General features: G+C 55.1%; 13 protein-coding genes. 6 read left to right on the top strand and 7 right to left on the bottom strand.

Features of this window, described 5'->3' with window-relative positions; translation table 11 throughout:
• The 4 genes from alaS to AB4072_RS08440 all read right to left on the bottom strand — a co-directional run bounded on the left by alaS (position 1) and on the right by AB4072_RS08440 (position 7,758).
• The gene (gene alaS / locus AB4072_RS08455) at positions 1–2,658 is read right to left on the bottom strand and encodes an alanine--tRNA ligase (RefSeq protein ID WP_441967069.1); all 2,658 of its coding nucleotides are present in this window, start codon (positions 2,656–2,658) and stop codon (positions 1–3) included.
• Positions 2,659–3,607: 949 nt separating this feature from the next.
• Positions 3,608–4,699: a recombinase RecA gene (recA, locus tag AB4072_RS08450; RefSeq protein ID WP_441967067.1), complete on the bottom strand. Its 1,092-nt coding sequence runs from the start codon at positions 4,697–4,699 to the stop codon at positions 3,608–3,610.
• A 179-nt stretch (positions 4,700–4,878) separates the two neighbouring features.
• Entirely contained in the window at positions 4,879–6,114 is a 1,236-nt protein-coding gene (locus AB4072_RS08445; RefSeq protein ID WP_441967065.1) for a hypothetical protein, read from the bottom strand.
• Positions 6,115–6,183: 69 nt separating this feature from the next.
• Positions 6,184–7,758, bottom strand: coding sequence for an anti-phage dCTP deaminase (locus AB4072_RS08440; protein ID WP_441967063.1), 1,575 nt, complete (start codon positions 7,756–7,758; stop codon positions 6,184–6,186).
• A gap of 16 nt (positions 7,759–7,774) precedes the next feature.
• Here AB4072_RS08440 and AB4072_RS08435 point away from each other — a divergent pair, with 16 nt between their 5' ends.
• The 3 genes from AB4072_RS08435 to AB4072_RS08425 all read left to right on the top strand — a co-directional run bounded on the left by AB4072_RS08435 (position 7,775) and on the right by AB4072_RS08425 (position 12,462).
• Complete coding sequence (locus AB4072_RS08435; RefSeq protein ID WP_441967061.1) at positions 7,775–8,053, top strand: hypothetical protein; 279 nt, start codon at positions 7,775–7,777, stop codon at positions 8,051–8,053.
• A 141-nt stretch (positions 8,054–8,194) separates the two neighbouring features.
• A complete protein-coding gene (locus tag AB4072_RS08430; RefSeq protein ID WP_441967060.1) occupies positions 8,195–9,787 on the top strand; it encodes a site-specific DNA-methyltransferase in 1,593 nt (530 codons plus the stop codon).
• 2 nt (positions 9,788–9,789) lie between these two features.
• Positions 9,790–12,462 (top strand): DEAD/DEAH box helicase, encoded by a 2,673-nt coding sequence (locus AB4072_RS08425; RefSeq protein WP_441967059.1) that lies wholly within the window; start codon positions 9,790–9,792, stop codon positions 12,460–12,462.
• Here AB4072_RS08425 and cas1 read toward each other — a convergent pair.
• Complete coding sequence (gene cas1, locus AB4072_RS08420) at positions 12,450–13,574, bottom strand: CRISPR-associated endonuclease Cas1 (RefSeq protein WP_441967057.1); 1,125 nt, start codon at positions 13,572–13,574, stop codon at positions 12,450–12,452. The two genes, AB4072_RS08425 and cas1, sit on opposite strands and share 13 nt — an antisense overlap.
• Complete coding sequence (locus tag AB4072_RS08415) at positions 13,552–14,451, bottom strand: hypothetical protein (protein WP_441967055.1); 900 nt, start codon at positions 14,449–14,451, stop codon at positions 13,552–13,554. Before AB4072_RS08415 ends, cas1 begins: the two co-directional genes overlap by 23 nt.
• Before the next feature lie 86 nt (positions 14,452–14,537).
• Here AB4072_RS08415 and AB4072_RS08410 point away from each other — a divergent pair, with 86 nt between their 5' ends.
• From AB4072_RS08410 to AB4072_RS08400, 3 genes are read left to right on the top strand one after another with little or no spacing between them, the layout of a single operon-like run.
• A complete protein-coding gene (locus AB4072_RS08410) occupies positions 14,538–15,098 on the top strand; it encodes a hypothetical protein (RefSeq protein ID WP_441967053.1) in 561 nt (186 codons plus the stop codon).
• A 14-nt stretch (positions 15,099–15,112) separates the two neighbouring features.
• On the top strand, positions 15,113–15,478 hold the full coding sequence (locus AB4072_RS08405; protein ID WP_441967052.1) for a hypothetical protein: 366 nt from the start codon (positions 15,113–15,115) through the stop codon (positions 15,476–15,478).
• Positions 15,478–18,627 carry a hypothetical protein gene (locus tag AB4072_RS08400; protein ID WP_441967051.1) on the top strand — a complete coding sequence of 1,050 codons (3,150 nt, stop codon included), beginning with the start codon at positions 15,478–15,480 and terminating at the stop codon, positions 18,625–18,627. The genes AB4072_RS08405 and AB4072_RS08400 overlap by 1 nt, the downstream gene beginning before the upstream one ends.
• A gap of 12 nt (positions 18,628–18,639) precedes the next feature.
• Here the strand turns inward: AB4072_RS08400 and AB4072_RS08395 are convergent, their stop codons facing one another.
• Positions 18,640–18,900 (bottom strand): helix-turn-helix domain-containing protein, encoded by a 261-nt coding sequence (locus AB4072_RS08395; RefSeq protein ID WP_441967049.1) that lies wholly within the window; start codon positions 18,898–18,900, stop codon positions 18,640–18,642.
• Between the last annotated feature and the right edge of the window lie 87 nt (positions 18,901–18,987).

Here is an 18,987-nt window from a genome sequence, read left to right as displayed (position 1 = left end):
TTAGGCGGCGGTTGAAAGCGCCGCTTCGATGGCTGCGAGAGCCGCTTCAGCTTGCGCTCCATCAGGGCCGCCCGCTTGCGCCATGTCGCGACGCCCGCCACCGCCCTTGCCGCCGAGCACTTCCGAGCCGACGCGCACGAGCGACACCGCATCGTACTTTGTCGTCAGGTCCTCGGTGACACCGACCACGATGCCGGCCTTGCCATCCTCGGCGACGCCGACGATGGCGACGACACCGGAGCCGAGGCGCTTCTTGCCCTCGTCCGCAAGGCTCTTGAGATCCTTCATCTCGACGCCGGAGACCGCGCGCGCCATCAGCTTGACGCCACCGACATCACGCACTGAATCGCCGTCGCCGGAACCGCCGCCGCCACCCATGGCGAGCTTGCGGCGCGCATCGGTGAGTTCGCGTTCCAGCTTGCGCCTCTCTTCGAGAAGAGCGGCAAGACGCTCCGCTGCTTCGTCGGCGGGGATCTTCAGGAGGCTTGCGATCTCGTGGAGCTTGCGGCTCTCGCCCGCCAGATGGCGGCGAGCGGCAGTGCCGGTCATCGCTTCGAGGCGACGAACGCCCGACGCCACCGCGCTCTCGGCGACGATGGTGACGACACCGATATCGCCCGTGCGGCTCACATGGGTCCCGCCGCAGAGTTCGACAGAGAAGGTCTTGTTGCCGTCCGCCTTGCCCATGGAGACGACGCGCACTTCGTCCCCGTATTTCTCGCCGAACAAAGCGCGTGCGCCGGACTCGATGGCCTCTTCGACGCCCATGAGCTTGGTCACGACCGGCTCGTTCTGGAGCAGGACCTTGTTCGCGATCTCCTCGACGCGCTGAACCTCTTCATCGGTCACAGGCTTCGGATGGCTGAAATCGAAACGCAGGCGGTCGGGCGAGACGAGCGAGCCCTTCTGCGCCACGTGATCGCCCAGCACCTGCCGCAAAGCCTCGTGCAGGAGGTGCGTCGCGGAATGGTTGGAGCGGATGGCCGAGCGGCGCTCGTGATCGACGATCAGTTCGAGCGACTGGTTCGGCTTGAGCGCTCCGTGCTCCACCATCACGTGATGGACGAGAAGATCGCCGAGCTTCTTCTCCGTACCGGTCACGCGCAACCGCGCGCCCTCGCCTTTCATCACGCCGATATCGCCGACCTGACCGCCCGACTCGCCGTAGAATGGTGTCTGGTTGAGGACGACGAGGCCGGTCTCCCCCGCCTTGATTTCGCTGACTTCCTTGCCGTCCTTCAAGAGGCCCAGCACGACGCCTTCCGCGATCTCGGTGTCATAGCCGAGGAACTCGGTCGCGCCGACGCGCTCCTTCACGCCGAACCACACCGTTTCCGTCGCCGCCTCGCCGGAGCCGGACCACGCCGCGCGCGCCATCTCGCGCTGGCGCTCCATGGCCGCTTTGAACGTATCCGTATCGACGCCGATGCCCCGCGACTTCAGCGCGTCCTGCGTCAGATCGAGTGGGAAACCGTAGGTGTCGTAGAGTGTGAACGCGACGTCGCCGGAGAGCTTCTGGCCCTGGACGAGCGTGCGGGTCTCCTCGTCGAGGATGGTGAGACCGCGTTCCAGCGTCTTGCGGAAGCGGGTCTCTTCGAGCTTCAGCGTCTCGGTGATGAGCGGCTCGGCGCGGATCAGTTCGGGATAGGCCTGCCCCATTTCGCGCACAAGCGCGGGGACGAGGCGGTACATCAACGGCTCCTTCGCCCCCAAAAGCTCAGCATGGCGCATGGCGCGACGCATGATGCGGCGAAGCACGTAGCCGCGACCTTCATTCGACGGCAGTACGCCGTCCGCGACGAGGAAGGACGAGGCGCGCAGATGGTCGGCGATCACCCGATGGGACGCCTTGCGCGCGCCTTCCGGCGCAACGCCGGTCGCGTGCGCCACCGCGTCGATCAACGTGCGGAACAGATCCGTGTCATAGTTCGAGTGGACACCCTGCATGATCGCGGCGATGCGCTCGAGGCCCATGCCCGTATCGATGGATGGCTTCGGCAATACGATGCGGTTGCCGGGCTCGATCTGCTCGTATTGCATGAACACGAGGTTCCAGAACTCGAGGAAGCGGTCGCCATCCTCGTCCGGGCTGCCGGGAGGCCCTCCCTGCAACGCATCGCCCTGGTCGATGAAGATCTCCGAACAAGGTCCGCATGGGCCGGTATCGCCCATCTGCCAGAAATTGTCCGACGTCGGGATGCGGATGATCTTGGAATCCGAAAATCCTGCGATCTTCTTCCAGAGATCGGCCGCCTCATCGTCGTCGTGGTAGACCGTGACGAGCAACCGATCCTTCGTGAGGTCGAATTCCTTCGTGATCAGGTTCCAGGCAAGCTCGATGGCCTGCGCCTTGAAGTAATCGCCGAAAGAGAAATTGCCCAGCATCTCGAAGAAGGTGTGGTGGCGGGCGGTGTAGCCCACATTGTCGAGATCGTTGTGCTTGCCGCCGGCGCGCACGCATTTCTGCGCGGTGGTCGCGCGCGAATAGGGCCGCTTCTCGACACCAGTGAAAACGTTCTTGAACTGCACCATGCCGGCGTTCGTAAACATCAGGGTCGGATCGTTGCGCGGCACAAGGGGGCTCGAAGCCACGACCTCATGGCCGTTCTTGGCGAAGTAATCGAGAAAAGCCGACCGGATTTCGTTGACGCCGCTCATGAAACTCTAAGCTCGTTGATGAGGATGAAATATCCTCAAGGTGTTGGTTGGGGCCGGTTTTAGACGCAGCCGCAAGCGCTGTCGAGGCAGCGTTTTGCAGGAATTTCCGGCAATGATCGGGTTTGTCGGCCTGCCGCCCCATGTGCCCCGATCATGTGACCGATCACGCACGGCATCCCTCACGTGACACCGTTCGGCAGTCGGCCACAACCGTTTTGTTCTCGGCCATCAGCAGCTCGGAGCCACGGCCACCTCGACCCGAAATCGGCCTCGCCCCCAAAATCCTGGCAGAGTTGGACCGTCTTGCCCCTTTTGGCGGCTCACCGGAAAATTCCGGCTCGGTTCAACCGGTTGCTGTTCCGCCAGCGGCTAGAGCCACAGCGCGCAAGGGCCGCTTCATCACCATTCTCGACAAGATCGAGCTCCCCACCATAGCGCAAGCCCTCCTCGGCGACTACTGACTGCCCTCAACCGTTGTTGGGTGCAGTTGACGCTCGCCGACGGGGACCTTGGCAAGTACGCCGCTGCGGATAGGTCTATATGTCGAGCAGGTTGGCAGACATGCTCGTCTATGCCTCATGCCGCCGTCCGCCCGATTGCAGAACTACGCTTTGCCGTTCTCGGCGCGCCCGTTCAGGTCGGCGCGCTCGACAGCGGGCCGGACCTCTTTCGATACCGGCGCTCCTCTCGGCTCGCCTCAACAACCTGAGACCCCGCCCGTAGAGCTTGCTCATGTCTCTTTGAACATGAGCAAGCTCTATCCTTTTGGATTCACATGATCCGAGCGAACAACCGGTTTTCCACTTGTTCTGATCATGTTCCAGGAAGCCTAATAAAAAAGACCGCCGCGATCCCTCGCGACGGCCCTTCATTTGCCCTTGAAGGAGGCAAAATCCCTGGAACCGCATGATTCTTCCGAAAAGCCGCGCTTAACTTTTCGGATCATGCTCTAAGCAGCACCCTCGTCCAGATCGTCTTCGGTCGGGGTTGCCTCATCCAGAATACGGTCGGCGAGAACGCCGGAATTCTGGCGGATCAGCATTTCAATCTTCTCGGCGACGTCGGGATTGTCGCGCAGGAACTGCTTGGCGTTCTCGCGACCCTGGCCGAGGCGCTGGCTGTCATAGGAGAACCAGGCGCCGGACTTCTCGACGATGCCGGCCTTGACACCGAGATCGACGAGTTCGCCCATCTTCGAAACGCCTTCGCCGAACATGATGTCGAACTCGACCTGCTTGAAAGGCGGAGCGACCTTGTTCTTCACCACCTTGACGCGAACCGAATTGCCGATGGCGTCTTCGCGGTCCTTCAAGGTCGTAACGCGACGGATGTCGAGACGGACCGAGGCATAGAACTTGAGCGCGTTTCCGCCCGTCGTCGTCTCCGGGCTGCCGTACATGACGCCGATCTTCATGCGGATCTGGTTGATGAAGATCACCATCGTCTTCGATCGTGAGATCGAACCGGTGAGCTTGCGCAAGGCCTGGCTCATGAGGCGCGCCTGGAGACCCGGCTGCACATCGCCCATCTCACCGTCCAACTCCGCCTTCGGGGTCAGCGCGGCGACCGAGTCGATGACGAGGACATCGATGGCGCCTGAGCGCACGAGCGTGTCGGCGATTTCAAGCGCCTGCTCGCCGGTATCGGGCTGGGAGATCAGAAGATCGTCCAGATTGACCCCGAGCTTGCGGGCATAGACCGGATCGAGGGCGTGTTCCGCATCCACGAAGGCGCAAACGCCGCCCTTCTTCTGGGCCTCGGCAACCGTATGCAGCGCCAGGGTCGTCTTACCCGACGATTCCGGCCCGTAAATCTCGATGATGCGTCCACGCGGCAACCCGCCGACACCGAGGGCGATGTCGAGGCCGAGCGAGCCCGTCGAAATCGTCTCGATTTCCTGAGGCTTCTGGCCCTTGCCGAGCCGCATGATCGAGCCCTTGCCAAAATTCCGCTCGATCTGTGAGAGCGCGGCGTCGAGAGCTTTCGACTTTTCTTTATCCATTGATGAGCTTTCCACCAGTCGCAGAGAGGACTGAGACATGACCAGGCTTCCTTATGGCACGGGCTGCTATTGAGTCTCAACGACGTGTTGATGACTTATCCGTACACTTTTTGTTCTCTCTCGCAAGTTCTTTTTTCGTTCTCACAGGGGTATAGCGAAAGTGGTTGTGGAAGGCCATTTATGACCAGAGCCTTACATTCAAATGTTAGTATAGCCGCTTAGCTAAACTGCCAGTAATTTCGTTCTCCAGGATCCCCTAGTGGATCGTGGAGTTCGTCAGCATTTGGATTCGGAAAAAGCTTGCTTTCAGCCAATTGCTTTTCAATCCCCGCTGGTTCGACGCTGATAATAAGAACGTTTAGCCGCTCCTCGACCCACTCGACCATGCGGCGATATGAACTATCGGGTCTTTGCTCGGCGATGGGCCGGCTTTCAGCCAACCAAGCCTGAAGGCGAGTGATTTCGCGATGGATCTCAATAATTCGATCTACAAAGGGTCCGCGGTCGGCTTCCCGTTTCTGGCGGGCCTTTGCCAAGTCTCGTCTTCGACAGTATTCCTGCCAACGACGATCTCGTTCCTCACGGCGTTCCCGCTCGGCTTTTCGTGCGGCGATTAGGATTTCAAATCCATCCACAATAGACGGAATTAAAGTCTCGATTGTCTGGGTTTTTCCGTCGGCCCACTTTCGGCGGACCCCGTCACCATACCCTTCAATCTGAAGAAATAACTGGCCCGTTCGAAGGGTATCCTTCTCGGGATAGGCCTTTTCCTGAAATGAATAGTTGCTCCAGGGAATCTCACCGCGCCAATACCTTTCCCGCCGCTTTTGCCGCCTTACTTCCTCTGCCAGCTCGGCTTCCGTTGGTTCGTGAGGTACACTCCGCGTGATTTCCTTGAGGCTGAATTCGGCCCTCTCTGCTCCATTCGCGATCCTCATCCCGTTACCAGTCGGTTCAATCTGCAAGCCTCGTTCGGCAAGGGTTTGGGCAAGGCTATCGAGAGCCACGATAACCCTCTCAACCGACTGAATGCCCACTTCTATCCCGCACAACCCATCGCCAAAGGCCTGCGCGACTTCGTCGCGCTGTGCAGAGCGATTACGCAGGGTTTTCGCGGTGAGGCGGATTGCAGGGTGGATTTCTCCAGATTTCGGTGGAGCAAGCTCGATTGGGGGGATGAACACTTTTCGCTCAACTGCCCGTCGCTCAAGACGTTCCGCTTTGTGACGTGCGGCAAGCTCTCGTACACCCTCTGGAAGCTGAGCGAGATTGCCATTGATATCTATGCGGTCCAGCTCCGGGTCTTTGACTTCGACAAATAGAGCCTTCTTGACCTTCTTTCCCGCTTCAACCTTTGCCCAATACCCTTGTGGAGGCGTAGGCACCCGGTGTCTCTCACAGACTTTTGCCAAGCCAACATCAGAGATCTGAAACTCAGCCGCGATCTTCGTCATAGGCTTGCTCCAGACGAGATCATAAAGTGTGCGCCGCGTGAGCTGCATTAAACCTCCCCCAGAATAAATTTAGCCAGGGTTCGGACTCGAATTTCCACCCTGAAAGAGTTCTTTTAGAGCAACCACAACAGCCGCTTCTTCGTTTTCGATATAGGAGCCACTTCGGTCTTCAAGCAAAGGTATCGGCTGCCCTTCGTACCAGTCGATAGCCTTGCCTTTGCTGTCCTTTCGTTTCCGTTTCTCGAAAATATCGCGATATCGGCGGGGTGAAATCCCAATAAACGGTTGAAAAAATACCTTATTCTCATCGTCTCCATCAAAAGTAATTGAATCTGAGTGGAGCTTTTGAGCGTAACTCTTTGGATAAGGCTCAAGGAAGACTACGCGTTTCATTCCTGCAGCAACGATATGCTTCGCGCATAAATGGCAAGGGAACGTCGTACAATAGAGTGTTGAGCCAGCGGTTTCCCGCCCCAATCTCGCAGCATCTGAAATAGCCGACATTTCGGCGTGAATGATTCTCCCATACTCAATGATATCTAGAATTTGAGCATCCTTTACGCGGGCGTTACCCAGGAATGTATCGATTCTAGCCTGTTTGTCCTCTACGGAGGTCAATTTTGCGGAAAGAAGGCCTTCGTCAAACATTCGATCGAGAAGGTCGTAGATGATTTCATTTTTTCGGCTTTGATTTGGGTCCCGGCCCAATTCCACGTCGCGTGCAATAGGACGTGGGTCATCAGACCAATAGGTCCCGCCATCCGCCTTCGGAACTTCATTGCAACCAAGCGTAATAATTTCACCGCGCTTGCTGAAAATTGCCGCTCCTACCTGCCTTGATAGATCCACAGACCTCAGCGAAGCAGCAGTAGCAATATAAAGCCCGTACTCATCCTTTGTCGGCGATGCGGACGTATCTCCAAAGAAAGCTCGAATAAAGCGATCAATTGTCTGTTGTGCCTTGACTTTATGGATGCCATCAACAAAAACATCGCCCAAATGGAATACATCAGACAGACGCTGACCATGATCATGGTCCCTCTGATTGTGGTCGACATCTATAAGTTCGATGGCCTGCCGCTCGACCTCTGCCTCATTCTTAGGGGATGCGTCATACGATTGGATTTTTTCTATCAGTATCCGCCGCCTGTCGATCGGGCTGCCGAAAACCGACACCTGGATAAACTTCCGACCATAGACACGGCGCATCAGCGCCACTTCCTCGGCTCGTTTGAACTGTCTTATAATGTAGGCCCGCCCGAGTGCCGGCTGGTTAACGTCGTTAGAGAGCTCAGCACGTATTTCACGAATTTTTGCAATTGCTATGCCCGCAATGGCCGAAGCATTCTTCGCGAGGGCTCGAAATTCATTTCCGTACTTGATTAATGTTTTATATCGGGAATAATAACTTCTTTCGTCTACCTCGATTGGAATTCGATCATCTTTTATATGTTTCGTAAGGTGAATTACACAAGCGTTGTAGCCGACATCCCGCAATGATTTTCCAAGCGAGGCAACAATACTGTCGATATCAACTCCTATCGGCCCCACGATACCAAAGATAAGCTCAGGATCGCGAATTGTAAGCTTGTCAGCATCATCATTATTATTTGACGTCGCCGAAATTAACTGCTTATTATCCATAGCATGGAACCATCGCTTGGAGGACGAGATTCTCTCAGTGTACGGTGCCATGAAAGAATCAGAGCCGATGGGAGAATATGCTATGTCGCACTATGGCCCGGCAATCGCTCGCCATGAAGATGATAACGTCAATTGGCTCTACTCACAGTTTTATCATGCGTGTGCGGCGCTTCTGGAAAAGCCGTTAGGCCGTCGCGGCCCTTTTGTGCTTTACGATGAAGATTTAAAGGTCGCCAAGAAAGAGCTTGTTGATTCAGCCGCTCAATCAGAAGAGGCGCATCCGGTTCAAGATTGAGTGCGCCGACTTTTAATCGGTATTATTTCGAGTCGCTCTACGCCCGGTTTTAAAGTCACAATTATCTATCTCTTGTGCCCGCACTCCCGAAGCAGCTACTCAAAGGCTACGCTTGGGCGTGATTCTGGAGCACAGCTTTAAATGCCTACACTCGATTGGATTGGTAAGAAGGCGGTGGTGAACCATCATCGCGAGGTGCCTTATCGCCTGATCCATTGCGACAAGAATAAGAGTGTCGGTGATCCGGACGCGGGCAACTTGCTTGTCCAGGGCGATAATCTGGAGGCCTTGAAGGCCTTGCTTCCTTACTATGCGGGCAAGGTTAAGTGCATCTATATCGACCCTCCCTATAACACGGGCAATGAAGGCTGGGTCTACAATGACAATGTGAGTTCGCCGGAAATCAAAGCATGGCTTGGATCTGTCGTGGGCAAGGAGGCAGAAGACCTGTCCCGTCACGACAAGTGGCTTTGTATGATGTATCCGCGCCTTCGAATCCTGAAGGAACTATTGTCAGAAGATGGCTCAATATTCGTATCTATCGACGACAATGAAGTTCACAATCTCATCCAAGTGATGAACGAGATTTTTGGCCGATCCAATTTTATTGCTAATATCATTTGGCAAAAGCGTACCTCCAGAGAAAACCGGTCAGCAATTGGTGATTCCCACGATTTTATCGTCGTATATGCCGCCTCTGGAAAGGATCACTGGAAGCAAGTTAGAAACCGACTTCCCGCGAACAGCAACGGCTTCAGCAATCCGGACAATGATCTCAAAGGACCGTGGCGTTCGATCCCGTTCAGCGCTCAAGGTTTTCGAGATAACCAAATGTATGAAATCGAAACGCCGACCGGAAAAAAGCTTAGTCCGCCGAAAGGGCGGTGTTGGGGAGCGACGGAGCCCGTTTTCAGGCGTTATTTGGAAGAGGGAAGAGTGTATTTTCCCAAAGGTGGTGATGGGCGCCCCCGCATTAAGACTTATGCGGGAGAAGAGGATGGATTGGTTCCTAATACGATTTGGCTTGCATCGGATGTAGGCGACAATGAACGCGCAAAGAAAGAAATATTATCGCTGTTCCCAAATGACGATGCTTTCGACACGCCAAAGCCAGAAAAGTTAATTCATTCAATTATTTCAATTGCTACGAATCCCGGCGATATCGTGCTCGATAGCTTTCTGGGCTCGGGGACAACAGCAGCCGTGGCTATGAAGCTGCAACGGCATTTTATTGGTGTTGAACTTGGTGAACACGCAGAAACCGTTGCAGCAGAACGATTGAGGCTCGTAGTTGGTGGAGATGAAGGAGGCGTTTCCTCCGAGGTTGGCTGGCAAGGGGGGGGTGGGTTTCGTTTCTGCACCCTTGGAGAGCCGTTGTTTGATGCCGATGGCAATGTAAATCCTGCCGTCACTTTTCCGGACCTCGCCGCCCATGTTTTCTTTTGCGAGACGGGCTCTCCGATTCCGCGCCGCGCGGATGGCTATTCACCCTTGATCGGAACGTTCCAAGGCCGAGCGATCTATTTGCTTTATTCAGCCGACGCGCTTGGCGTTGCCAGCTCCAATGCTGGCAATGTACTCACCAGTTCTGTGCTTGAGAGTCTACCCTTACCGGAACCTAATTTTGAAGGCGCTCGTGTCGTTTACGCAGAAGGCTGCACCATTCCCGAAGATCGACTTTCGCGCCGTGGCGTTATCTTCAAGCAGGTTCCTTATCAAATTGAGGGGCTGTGATCATGACGCTGCCGCTTTTTAAGCTGAAAGATTATCAAAATCAGACGCTCATCAGTCTTCGACGCTTTCTCGAAAAGACGGTGGAACTGAACGACGCGGATACAGCATTCTATGCTGTAACTAAGCGCGCCTTTGTACCTGCTCCGACTTTGCCGGGTCTACCCTATGTGTGCTTGCGGATTCCTACAGGCGGCGGCAAGACCATCCTTGCAGCGCATTCGATCGCCATCGCGGCGGACAGCTTCCTTCGCACGGACACGCCAACGGTGCTTTGGCTTGTGCCTTCGCAAACCATCCGCGATCAGACCTTGGCAACTTTGGAGGATCGGGCGCACCCCAATCGCCGCGCACTTGCCGATAGGTTTGGTGAAAATGTACGGGTTATGGGAGTCGCCGACGCACTCTATGCCAAGCGAGCTGACTACGATGGTGGGGTTGTGGTGATCGTCGCCACGATTCAAGCCTTCCGCGTCGAAGAGACAGAAGGCCGCAAAGTCTATGAGGCCAATGGCGAACTCATGGATCACATTAGCGGCCTGGCGACCGGGTTGCGCGAAGCATTGGATATCGGTCCATCCGGTGATCCAGTTCCATCGCTCGCCAACGTGCTCCGCGTGCGGCGCCCGATGGTAATCGTGGACGAGGCTCACAATGCGCGTACCAATCTATCATTCGACACTCTGGCGCGGCTGAAGCCCTCACTGATCGTCGAGTTCACGGCGACACCCGTGACCCTAGAGGAACATAAGCCGGAAAAAGGAATCTACGCCTCAAACGTGTTACATCACGTCTCTGCCTCCGAACTGAAGGCTGCGGATATGATCAAGCTCCCCGTGATTCTGCGCGGGCGTACAGATCCGCGCGAGACGATCGGCGACGCGATCGCTTGGCTTGATGAACTGACGGCGACAGCAGAATCCGAGGAAAAGACGACCGGCGAGTTCGTTCGACCGGTCATGTTGCTTCAAGCCGAGCCCAAATCTAAGGACAAACGGACGCTTCACGCTGAAGAGGTGAAGAAGCTACTCATTGAAGATTTCCGAGTTCCGGAAGAGCACGTCATTATTGCAACAGGCGAAACGAAAGGGCTGGATGGCGTAGATCTCTTCGATGGAGATTGCAAAATCCGTTTCATAATCACTCAACAGGCGTTGAGAGAGGGATGGGATTGCTCCTTCGCCTACGTGCTCTGTTCCGTTGCCGAACAGAAATCAGCGCGGGCAGTAGAACAGCTTTTAGGACGTGTGCTTCGCTTGCCGCGAGCTTCCCGAAAACGTCATGAAGATCTGAATCGAGCTTACGCTTTTGCTACCACCACGAGCTTTCAAAGTGCAGCAAGCACCCTTCGTGATGGTCTTGTGAACAACGGTTTCGAACGGGTTGAGGCCCAGACGCTTGTGCGCGCTGTCGCAGAGCCGATTCGTGGTTTGGAAGAAGGCGGATCCGCCTATGTGTTTGAAGAGGCGCTTCCTGCGGATATCGACCCAGCAACTTTCAAGACGAATGTCGAAACTGCGACGGGCGGGCGTGTGCAGATCGACGTTGATACAGGTACTATACGCGCACGCGGTGCTTTGACTGACTATGATCGTGCGACGCTCGTTTTGGCCATGCCAGAGGCTGCTGCGAGGGCAATTAACGCGCTCGTTAACAAGTCACGCGGCGCGCGCCTGAAAGCGATTGATAGCGAGCAAGAGGCTATTCGCTTTGGCGTACCACGCCTCGCAATCCGCTCGCCACACGGTTTACAGCTGTTCGACCGGGCGCATTTTCTTGATATCCCGTGGAAGCTGGAAGAGAGCGATCCAGCGCCGATTCTCGATTATTTTTCCCCGCCTAGGCCGGTAGGGGACGAAGCACATGTCGATGTGAGCGCGTCCGGACAGGTGACGGTTCAATTTGTCACCGACCTTCACGAGCAGCTCTCGCTCGCGTTGCAAGAACGCGGTTGGACTAAGAATGCCCTTGTGAACTGGCTGGATCGACGTTTGCCGTTTTCAGCGCGCCGGGACATTACCCGGGTGTCTTCAACTCTGTTTATCGCAAAGGCGCTAGATGAAGTTTCCGCGAAGACTGGGATGGATATCGAAGCCTTAGCGCGGGCTAAATTCCGGCTCATTGAAGCACTCGTTAAGGTCATTGCGAGGCATCGCGACGTGCGGGAAGCTGTAGCGTTTGAAAGGGCTCTACTCCCACAAAGCGGTTTGGAGTTTGAAACAAGTTCAAACCTCGAACTTGTCTTCGATGAAAGCCGATATGGCTATAACCAACCATATAGAGGCGGTGCTGTATTCAAGAAACACCTCTTCCGTGTCGTCGGCGACCTGGAGGCGAGCGGAGAAGAATATGAATGTGCTGTCTATCTTGAGCGCAGCCCAGACGTGAAGGCGTGGGTACGCAACACGTCGCGCCAGCCGCATTCGTTCTGGCTGCAAACATCCTCCGACAAGTTCTATCCAGATTTCGTCGCTCTCCTTAAAGATGGCCGTGTGCTCGTGATCGAATACAAGGGCGCACACATCGCCACGACCGATGACTCCAAGGAAAAGCGCCTCATCGGCAACCTGTGGGCGGACCGATCGGATGGTACAGGTCTCTTTTTAATGATTGAGAACAAAGAATTCGGTCGAATTGATCGCACCGTTCGCGGAGATGATTTGGCTCAGAATGGATGAGGGGGGCTCCTCCCATTCACTATCTGTCCAACCAACCTTGCAGCATGAGCGGCCAATTGGGGGCTTAATCGGCAAGTGCCATCCGAACGGAGAATGAAATCTTCTCCATGAAGAGGGTGGGTCTTGAGCAGCTTCAATATCTCATGGTCAATGACTGGGCGAAGCGGCTCCATGATATCGAAAATGAACGCTGACGATCCTTGCGATATTTCGTGCATAATGCCGAGCGTTGGATCGTAGCCACCCGAAACCGCTCTAATCTGTAACTCGCTTTGCAGAGCGGTATAGGCGTAATTCAGAATTGCATTAATCGGATGGGTTGCGTTCCGATTTCCTGCTAGAGTCCGTCCGGACGTGCGAACTTTGATTTTCTGCCATTGCTCGGGAATTGGATGGCGGGACGTGCCCTTCCATTTTAGCGGAATAGCACGCCACGACCGAAAATATGCGGCGGCGCTGCCTGCTTCCAACGCGCGCAAAGTCACAATATCCTGTGGCGGATCGCATTCGAGGCGAGTCAGATCTGCATATGCGCGTTGCATCGCCTTTTCCCAGTCGGGAGACCGTGGAACAGCCTTTTCCAGAGTCAGTATGCAGCCATCTATCTTCCGCGCTATCAGGTCAATACTGAACGCAAGGCGCCTCTGGAGATCGGTCCGCGTTTCAATTTGCCATTGTGTACGATGTCTGTTCGCCGCGTAGCCATTTCCTCCTATTGCCGAAATAACCTGTCCCCTCCAATCAATGCGGACGAGAGGGATTTCCTGTTCAGAAAGCCAACTTAGAACATCAAAGGAAATGCTGCCGCTCCCCTCAAGCAAAATAATTCTGGAGGGACGGTCGAGGCTTCCTCTGAAAAATCGATAAATTTCCTGCTTCTGCGGATAATGCGTGAAGCCGTTCTTAATCAACAAGGTTCCTGCTTCGATCCGGAGGGAAACCCCATGACCGCACAAAATCAGCGGTTCGGTGGAGCGGGCCGTTTTTGCTCGCCTCTTGACTAGCTTCGGGCGACGCAGCCAGTAGTCGGAGCGGTCCGCCCATTCAGCATCATCTTCGCTGATTCCACAGCGTTTCAGATCAATCGCCTCATTGTCTGATATTGGCGTCATTCCCGCTCACTCGGCGTCGTAGGTTGGAAATTGCACCTGCAACCACCGTAAAAACCAGCCAGTCGCCATGCCCTACTGAATTAGCCGCAACCTGAAACGCCGAAATCTTAGCACCTTGTTCGGGCAAGAAGAATCCTGAAATTCCAGCTCCCAGGCTAATTATTGTCATAACAAAGCGGAATAAGTCGCGACCCTTATCTAAATCAGCAGGCGCAATCTCGTTAATTGCTGCTAAGGCATTTTCATCCCAAGCCTCGGGGCTCGCCATTATCCCGCCCAAGGCCAAAGAAATTAAATCAGCGATCTCACCCGATTGAATATTATCGCAGTCTATTAGTGATCCTATAAATATATTTAGAGCCTTTGCATTGCTGTCGCCCCAATAGAGATCAGAAATAATTGGGATAAATGATTGCTCGGACAGCGGAAAATTCAGCTCCGCTAGGGTCGGGTGCCAAGTCGACAGTTCCTTCTTTATTTTCCGCGTTTCCTTATCGTCTAATTCAGTGCTGTCTCGTCGATTATGTTCCCAATAACCCTTCCTATGCTCTCTTTTAAAAAAGCGCTGGGATTCTGATTTGAGGGCCTCTCTGATCTGCTCAAAGGGAAATTCAGTCCCGTAGACCCAGAGATGTAACTTTAGAGTAGCCGCCCTACGAATCCCTTTGGACTTAAACTCAACTATCATTCGGGCCGAAGAAACATCGTCTTCCGAATAGGACCAAGTTGGATTGAGCCCGCGTTTGTGTCCTTTCGCCCGAGCCGGCTTAATAAGACCATCCTCGACCATGCGCTCCAGTACCCTCGCCGTTATAGGCGAGAGGCCTAATCGGCGGGCGTCCTCATTGAGGAGGCAGAGAAGATCGTCCTTGGTCACCGCTCGAAACCTTACAATTCCCTTCCAAACTGTATGAGGAATCATCTGCGATTCGGAATCGATCAGGCCAACAGGAGGCCAGATCGATGGCGCGAGATTATAAAGCCGAGTACCAACGCCGTATTCAGCGGGGGGCTGCTCGCGGCCTCTCACGGTCGCAGGCGCGAGGGCATGCCCGTGCCCATGAACCGGCGATGCGCACCGGCTCAAAACCCGACGAGCGATTTGAGAGGGCCCTTAAGTCCCTCCGTCTGACGAACAACCAGAGTTGGTCCGCCCGATCGGCGGGGATCTCCGTCGAACGGTTCCGACGCTTCCTGCGCGAAAACAACCTTGCTCAACGCGACGGACGTTCTTGGAAGCTGACCGACGATCGTCTGCGCGAAATCACCATGATCACTAACGGCAAGATCCGGCCTCTTCGGGTCTTTGGATACGAGACCGCTTCATTGATCGGTCAGTACGGGAATGCCGTCGGCAACTTCCTGCGGACCAACGACGTCAATTTTCTGGAACCCTTTAAGGGGCGCTCGATCCACGATGCGAGCGGTGTCGAGCACATTTTCGAAACTAACCCCAACACGCTTTACCGTCTCGTTCACGCCGGGGGCGAGACGTTCGAAGTGATCTACCGGCTTATTTCTTAATGAAAGTGATTGTTATGAAGAATGTGAATTTGGAACGTGAACGCAGGAAGCAAAATGCTTTCGAGCGGCTTGGAACGCACAAGCCGACCTGTCCCACATGCGGTGAAACGCATTTCGCTTGCTTTGAGGAACATCACATTGCTGGACGAAAGTACGACGCAACGACATGGCCGATCTGCGCGAATTGTCATCGCAAGGTGACCGATGCACAAAAGGACCATCCGTCCTTTCTCACGTCTAGTAATCGCCAGTTAGAGACCATCGGGCGTTTTCTGCTTGGCCTCGCTGATCTGCTTTCCCTTGCGGTCGAAAAGTTGGTCGAGTTTGGACGCGAACTGATTGAGCGAGCAGTCCTCTCCCAAGATGGGGAGGTCCGGTGATGAGGCGTCTTCACGAACAGCACGACCGACTTGCCATTGCGTTGCGAGCATACACGGCCCCCCCTCAACCCCGACTTCCCGAACAGGGGAAAAGCAAAGGCCAGCCTCGCCGATCGCTCGATCGGCCTTCTCCTTGGGTCGTCGTCTTCGACACTGAGACAACGGTCGATGCGGACCAAGCGCTACGCTTTGGAGCCTATGAGGTCTATAACAAGGGCGAGCTTTATGAGGCGGGAATATTCTATCAGCCGGACGTGCTGACAGCGAATGAGCTGTCGATTCTTATGGATTATGCTGAAGCGCATGGCCTCGTCTCGCGGACACGTGCCAGCTTCGTCGATGATATTTTTTATAAGATCGGATACGAACTACGAGCGACCATTGTCGGCCTCAATCTTCCCTTCGATCTATCCCGACTGGCTATTAGACATGGTTCAGCTCGCGGTGGCATGCGGGGAGGTTTTTCCTTCACGCTGTCTGAAGACAAACGGCGTCCTGGGGTGCAGATCAAGCACCTATCGCAGCGCGCATCGTTGATCCAATTCGCAGCACCGTTCCGTCAGCGGCTCTCCCGCAGCGAACGAAGGCGAAACACCGCACGGGTGATAAGGCGCGGTTTCTTTGTCGATATCCGAACTCTTGCGGCAGCGCTCTATTCCCGGCCCTTCAGTTTGGCTCACTTGGCGGATTTTTTAAATGTTCAAGTTCGCAAGATGGAAACCGAAGCTCATGGACAAATCCTCACCCCCGACTATTTGGACTATGCGGTGCAAGATGTTCGGGTGACCTGGGCGTGTTACAGCGAACTCGTGCACCGATATGAAAAGCTTGAATTGGTAGACACCCCCGTCCATCGCATCCTCAGCGAGGCTAGTCTGGGAAAAGCCTACCTCAAGGCGATGAGGATCAGGCCTTGGCGGGACATGCAGGGTTGCCCTCCCAATCTCTTAGCAAGGATCATGTCGGCTTATTTTGGTGGGCGCTCGGAAGTCCGCATTCGTCGCAACCTGTGCCAAGTGATGTTGTGCGACTTCCTTTCGATGTATCCGACTGTTTGCACCCTCATGGGCCTCTGGCAGTTCGTGATCGCGCAAGGCATGACGTGGCGAGACGGAACTGACGAGATCCGTGAACTTCTCGACGCATGCACCCTGACAGATCTTCAAGATCCACTCCTGTGGCGGAAATTGACCGTCTTGGTCCAGGTCAAGCCGGATAAAGACATCTTCCCAGTCCGGGCGCGGTACGAGGAGACGGGGCAAGCCACGATCGGGGCTAATCATCTCACGTCGGATCACCCACTTTGGTTCACGCTTGCGGATTGCCTTGCCAGCAAGCTGTTGAACGGGCGCGCACCCGCAGTCGAAAAGGCTCTCATTTTCGAGCCAAACGATCCTCAAGCAGATCTTAAGTCCATCGCGATCGGCGGCAATTCCGCTTACACGATCGACCCGTACACTCAGGATTTCTATCAAAGACTCATCGAATTGCGGGCTGATGTGAAACGTCAGAGAGAAAGCGCTAGCGGCCCGGAGCGCGAGGCGCTCGACACCGAACAGAATGCCTTGAAGATCGCAGCGAACGCGACAAGCTACGGTGTCTTTGTCGAAGTGAACATCAAGGAGCGAGCCAAGCGCGGTCGAACCATCGTCCACAGTGGCGTCTTCGATCCTTTCGAGGCGGAGACGGACAAGGATGAAACGCCTGGGATCTATTATCATCCCCTTCTCGCAACGCTGATTACCGGGGCAGCGCGCCTCATGCTCGCGATGACGGAAAAGCTAGTCGATAATCAGGGTCTGGAATGGGCTTTCTGCGACACGGACAGCCTGGCTATCGCGAAGCCCGGAGATCTGCCCAACGCCGAGTTTTTGGAGCGAGTGAAGACAGTTGTCGCATGGTTCGAGACTCTCAATCCCTACGACTTCAAAGGTTCGATCCTGAAGATCGAGGACGTGAATTTCAGCCTCGATGATCGGACGCGCTTCGAGCCGCTTTATTGTTGGGCGATTTCCGCCAAGCGATACGCTTTGTTCAATCTCGACAGCGACCGCAAGCCGGTCCTTCGCAAAGCATCAGCGCATGGCTTGGGACACCTGCTTCCGCCCTATGACGAGAAAAGTCCTTCGCCGCAGATTTCCACCCCGAGGGTGCCCTTGAGCGAGTTAGGCGTGGAACTTTGGCAACATGATCTGTGGTGGACGATCCTTACGTCCGCACTGCGCGGAGAGCCCGATGTCATTGACCTCGGCTTCCATTCGGCACTGGATCAACCAGCCGTGAGCCGGTACGCAGCGACCACGCCTGCGCTCCTGGCTTGGTTCAAACACTACAACAAGAACCGTCCTTATGATCACCAAGTAAAGCCATTCAATTTCCTACTGGCGATGTCGGTGAGTCCGCTCAGCTCTACGGACCAGAGCGGAACGTTGATTAGTGACAACCAACCCGCTGGTAGGAAATCGCGGCATGCGCCCAAACCCATTGCGCCATACACGCGAAACCCAGCGCGTGATGGGCTTTGTCCGTTTGATCGCGAGACGGGCGAGCCGATAACAGTCGACGTTCTCAAGACATACCGTGAGGCCCTCGCGCAATATCATCTCCACCCCGAATCCAAGTTTTTGAATGGGAACTACATGGATCGGGGCGCGACGCGCCGCCGTCACGTCTTTGCATCAAGCATTGAGCACATCGGCAAAGAAGCCAATCGGTGGGAGCAGCAATTTTACTTGGGTTTGGATCAAAGCGCTCAACTCGAATATGGCAGTTCGCCACAAGAGAACGCGAATTTGGTCAAAAGACTCAAAGAAGCGAGCGCACAAATCGGGCAAAGGGCTTTATCCGCGGAGCTCGGTGTTTCGCGCAACCATCTTACGAGGCTCATAAAGAACGAGGCCTTACGGCTAACACCTGAACAGATTGCCCGGATCGATTCCATCTTAGTTAGAGCTGCTGGCGAGAGAGAATTGCAGGGAGATCGCGAGACAGTTATTCGCTCACAGCTTGCGCAATCCATCGCTACCGAGGGATTGAGCGTGATCGCCAAAAAGCTCGGTATCGATCCATCGAACCTACGAAAGGTGGTCGCTGGGCGACGGAGGTTGGGCACCAAATTAACAAGGCGGCTCCAACTCGAAGGCGATTGATCGGCGTTTTCGTTATTTCGGCCGCCGGCCGCCTCGGAGCGGTTCCGGTGGCTCTTCATCCGAAGGCGGCTGGACAAAAAATTCCGAGAGGGGAACGTCGAGTTTTGATGCCAGCCGATCAAGTAAGTCGATCGTCGGATTCTCAGCCTGCCTCTCCAGGCCGCCGACATAGGAACGGTCCACTCCCGCGTCAAATGCAAGACGCTCCTGTGAGAGGCCTCGCATGACCCGAATGCGGCGTAAGTTCCAGGCAACCAATGCACGACCGTTCATCCCCGCAAACGGCCATCTTGTCGGCTATTAAACCACTGGCTATAGCCTCATGATTATGATTTAGTTCTTACGTAGGGCTACTTTTGG

Origin of the sequence: Microvirga sp. 2MCAF38, from assembly GCF_052115485.1 — a bacterium.
Classification (GTDB): domain Bacteria; phylum Pseudomonadota; class Alphaproteobacteria; order Rhizobiales; family Beijerinckiaceae; genus Microvirga.
Note: the sequence above shows the minus strand (reverse complement) of the source record. Positions and strands in the feature narration are given on the sequence as shown.